This is a genomic window from Streptomyces sparsus (assembly GCF_054776295.1).
This window is the reverse complement of the sequence record NZ_BAAHCA010000369.1, coordinates 1-4561: the sequence shown is the minus strand read 5'-3', so window position 1 is coordinate 4561 and position 4561 is coordinate 1. Positions and strand designations below refer to the sequence as shown.

3 protein-coding genes are annotated in these 4561 nt (G+C 70.7%); 1 reads left to right on the top strand and 2 read right to left on the bottom strand.

Going from position 1 to position 4561, the window contains the following annotated elements; all coding sequences use genetic code 11:
* Positions 1-69 precede the first annotated feature (69 nt).
* Positions 70-1791, bottom strand: coding sequence for an acyl-CoA dehydrogenase family protein (locus tag ACYVE9_RS16525; protein ID WP_461028628.1), 1722 nt, complete (start codon positions 1789-1791; stop codon positions 70-72).
* A 44-nt stretch (positions 1792-1835) separates the two neighbouring features.
* Positions 1836-2432, bottom strand: coding sequence for a PadR family transcriptional regulator (locus ACYVE9_RS16520; protein WP_461028627.1), 597 nt, complete (start codon positions 2430-2432; stop codon positions 1836-1838).
* Between the two features lie 453 nt (positions 2433-2885).
* Here ACYVE9_RS16520 and cimA point away from each other — a divergent pair, with 453 nt between their 5' ends.
* Positions 2886-4505: a citramalate synthase gene (cimA, locus tag ACYVE9_RS16515; RefSeq protein ID WP_461028626.1), complete on the top strand. Its 1620-nt coding sequence runs from the start codon at positions 2886-2888 to the stop codon at positions 4503-4505.
* Positions 4506-4561 lie beyond the last annotated feature (56 nt).

Sequence of the window (4561 nt, the reverse complement as noted above, 5' to 3'; positions counted from 1 at the left end):
CGCCCCGCCCCGGGTGGGCGGTGCGGCGCGGCGTTGCGGGTCTCGGGGTCGGGCCCGGCTCCGGTCGGGTCAGGGGCGCATCTCGTAGGTGTCGGCGAGAGCCGCCACCCTGGCCCACACCCGGGCGGTGCGCTCGGGGTCGGTGACCGGGCGGCGGACCTGGGACAGCGCCCACTGCTGCTGGGTCTCGGTGGCGGAGTCCTTGCCGTGCAGCTCGACGGCGTGCTCGGCGAAGTCGCGCACCAGGATGCCGAACAGCTCGTCCAGCACGTCCTCGTCGAGGCCCGTCAACGTCGCCTGTTCCAGGATCAGTTGACCGTGCACGACCAGTGCGAACAGCTGACCGACGGCGAGCAGCAGGTCCAGGTCGCGGCTCTGCTCCTTGTCCGGCGCCGCCGTCGTGGCGAACTCGCAGAGCGCGTCGGCCTGTTCGCGGAAGCGGGCGACGTTCGGCACCGTGGCGTGCGCGTCGTACGCGGTGCGCCAGTCGTGGAAGCGGACCGCGCCCAGGCCGCGGGTCGGGCCCTGCCGGAACAGGAAGTCGTCGTCGGCCGCGTCGAGCCTGGTGGGCACCGGCGCGTACTCCGCCGGGTTGAGCAGGTAGTTGCCCATGAACTTCAGGATCAGCGCCAGGTTGACGTGCACGGTGCCCTCGAGCTTGGGCAGACCGCGGATCTCGGTGGCCGCCTGCGCGAAGTAGGTGTCCTTCTCGAACCCCTTGGCCGCGATGACGTCCCACATGAGGTCGATGACCTTCTCGCCCTCCGTGGTCACCTTCATCTTGGTCATCGGGTTGAAGAGCAGGTAGCGCCGGTCGTCCGGGCCGGCCGTGCGGAAGTAGTCCACGGCCCGGTCGCTGAACAGCTTCATGCCGACCAGACGGGCGTACGCGTCGGTGAGTTCGCGGCGTACGTGCGGGAAGTCGGTGACGCGGCGGCCGTAGAGGATCCGGTTGTGGGCGTGGCTGACCGCCTCGTACATGGCGTGCTCGCAGATGCCCACGGAGGCGGTGCACAGGTTGAACTTGCCGACGTTGACGGTGTTCAACGCCGCGTCGAAGGCGGCCTGGCCGGTGTGCAGCACGTCCTCTGCCCGCACCGGGTAGTCGGTCAGCCGGAACTCGCTGACGTACTTCGAGGAGTCCACCACGTTCTTGACCAGCTCGTATGCCGGGTGGCGGCTGTCGGCGGCGAAGAAGACGTAACCCTCGGGGCCTTCGACGTCGGCGCGCCGGCCGAAGACGGAGACCAGCCCCGCCGCGTTGCCGTTGCCGATGTAGTACTTGGAGCCGTTGGCGCGGAACCCGCCCTCGGCGTCCTCGGTGAGCACCATGTCCGTGGAGTAGATGTCGGCGCCGTGCGACTTCTCCGACAGACCGAACGCGAACACCTCACCCTGGTCGAGGAGCTCGGCGGCCCGTGCCCGGGCGGCGGTGTTGTCGCTCTGCCAGACCGGGCCGAGGCCGAGGACCGTCACCTGCCACGCGTACCAGTAGTCGAGGCCGTAGAAGCCGAAGATCTCGTTCAGCGCGGCGATGCGCGCGGTGTCCCAGCGCTTGTCCGCGGAGCCGGCGGCGTCACCGGCCGGGGTGAGGAACGTCGCGAACAGCTTCTCCTTGGCGGAGAACTCCAGGAAGTCGCTCAGCCAGGCCCGGTCGCGGTAGTCGCTGAGCAGCCTGCGCTTGCCGCGCTCCTCGAACCAGTCGACGGTGGCGCGCAGCAGCCGACGGGTCTCGGGGTCGAAGTGGGCGGGGTCGTAGGTGTGCGGGTTGAACAGCAGCGGGTCCGTCATGGTGCGGTTCGCCTTCCTGGAGAGGGTGGGTGGGGCCGGGCCGGTCAGTGCCCGGAGGAGGGGGAGGGGCCGGTCGCGGCGTCGCCGCTCCCGGTGGTGAGGCGGTGCAGGGTGGTCAGTACGTCGTCGAGCCAGGTCAGCGTCATGCGCTCGTACTCGATGCCGCCGCGCAGCACCACGTGCTGGAGCTGCTCGCCTGCGGTCAGGGCTCCCGGCTGGGGGAAGTCGCGCCGTTCGCCGGTGAGGTAGCGGTCGAGGCGTGCCGTGTGGGCCGCGTGATGGCGCTCGACCTCGGCGATCAGCCGGTGCAGTTCCGCCGGGTCGTCGAACGCGGCACCGCGGACCTTCACCGCCAGGTCGTGCCGCACGCTCTCCGGCTCGACGGGTGCGTGCAGCCACTCGGTGAGTGCGGCCCGGCCGGGGCCCGCGACGGAGTAGACCTTCTTGTCCGGCCGGGAGTCCTGGGGCACCTCCCGCACGTCGATCAGCCCGTCGTGCTCCATGCGCTTCAGCACCCGGTAGATCTGCTGGTGGGTGGCGGTCCAGAAGTAGCCGATGGAGCGGTCGAAGCGGCGGGCCAGCTCGTAGCCGGACCCGGGCTGCTCCAGGAGGGAGACGAGGATCGCGTGCTCAAGTGCCATGACCGGCACTCTGCTATGCAACTTGTTGCATAGGCAAGATCGCCCCGGGCTGGTGAGACGAGGCTCACCCGGGCGGAGGGCGCCGGCTTCCGGTTCACGCGGGGGAGTGGGCGTCCGGGCCGTGCGGTGACGTCAAACCGCCCACCGGACACGGATCGTCCGGATCCTGAGACGTCGAGTGAAGCCGCGGCTGCGCTGTGCCAGAATTCCCGTGTGCTCTCACTGGTCATGATTATTGGTGACAGCGCGCCGGTCCGCAGTGACCGCTGACCGCTCGGCAACCCAGGCGGCAGTGGCACCGTGCCTCAGACCCGCGCGCAGACCTCTCGCATCCGCGAGGGGTCTTTTCGTTTTCCGGCCCACCCGTGCCGGGAGCGGGAGTGCGCGGGACGATGGGGGCAAGTGGAGCCTTTCGTTCCGGATCCACTCATTTCTCGTAGGAGTCTGACCAGCATGACCACGGACGCACCCGACGACTCGTTCCATGTCTTCGACACCACGCTGCGCGACGGCGCCCAGCGCGAGGGGATCAACCTCTCCGTCTCGGACAAGCTGACCATCGCACGCCACCTGGACGACTTCGGCGTGGGCTTCATCGAGGGAGGCTGGCCGGGCGCGAACCCGCGGGACACCGAGTTCTTCCAGCGCGCGCAGTCGGAGATCACCTTCCGGCACGCCGTGCTGGTCGCCTTCGGCGCGACCCGCCGGGCCGGGGTCCGGGCCGAGGACGACCCGCAGGTGCAGGCCCTGGCGGACTCCGGGGCGCCCGTCGTCACCCTGGTCGCCAAGTCCCACGACCGCCACGTGGAGCTGGCGCTGCGCACCACGCTGGACGAGAACCTCGCGATGATCCGCGACACGGTGGTCCACCTGCGGGACCGCGGACGCCGGGTGTTCGTCGACTGCGAGCACTTCTTCGACGGCTACCAGGCCAACCCGGCCTACGCGAAGCAGGTGGTGCGGACCGCGCACGAGGCCGGGGCCGACGTCGTCGTGCTCTGCGACACCAACGGCGGCATGCTGCCCGCCCAGGTCCAGGCGGTCGTCAGGACGGTGCTCGCCGACACCGGCGCCCGGCTCGGCATCCACGCCCAGGACGACACCGGGTGCGCCGTCGCCAACACGCTGGCCGCGGTCGACGCGGGCGCCACCCATGTCCAGTGCACCGCCAACGGCTACGGCGAGCGGGTGGGCAACGCCAACCTGTTCCCGGTGGTGGCCGCGCTCCAGCTGAAGTACGGCCGGACCGTCGTCCCGCCGCCCGCGCTGCCGGAGATGACGCGCATCTCGCACGCCATCGCCGAGGTCGTCAACCTCACCCCGTCCACCCATCAGCCGTACGTCGGCGTCTCGGCGTTCGCCCACAAGGCCGGCCTGCACGCCTCCGCGATCAAGGTGGACCCCGACCTCTACCAGCACGTCGACCCGGAGCTGGTCGGCAACTCCATGCGCATGCTGGTCTCCGACATGGCCGGCCGTGCCTCGGTGGAACTCAAGGGCAAGGAGCTGGGCTACGACCTGGCTGGCGACCGCGACGTGGTCGGCCGCATCGTGGCGCGGGTCAAGGAGCAGGAACTCAAGGGCTACACCTACGAGGCCGCCGACGCCTCCTTCGAACTGCTGCTGCGCGACGAGGTGCACCGGGTGCCCGGCAGTGACGCCGGCGCCGCCCGCTACTACCGGCTGGAGTCGTGGCGGGCGATCGTCGAGGACCGCCCGGACGGCAGCCACGCCAACGAGGCGACCGTGCGCCTCCGGGCCAAGGGCGAGCGGGTGGTGGCCACCGGCGAGGGCAACGGTCCCGTGCACGCGCTCGACCGGGCTCTGCGGGTGGCACTCGAGCGGGTCTTTCCCGAGCTGGCCCGCTTGGAACTGGTCGACTACAAGGTCCGCATCCTGGAGGGCAAGCACGGCACCGAGTCCACGACGCGGGTCCTGATCTCCACCAGCGACGGCACCGCGGAGTGGTCGACCGTCGGAGTGGCGGACAACGTCATCGCGGCGTCCTGGCAGGCGCTCGACGACGCCTACACGTACGGCCTGCTGCGAGCCGGAGTGCAGCCCACCGAGTGACCCCCGGCCGCCCACGCCCCCGGCCGCCCCCACGCCCCCGGCCGCCCGGCGCGGCC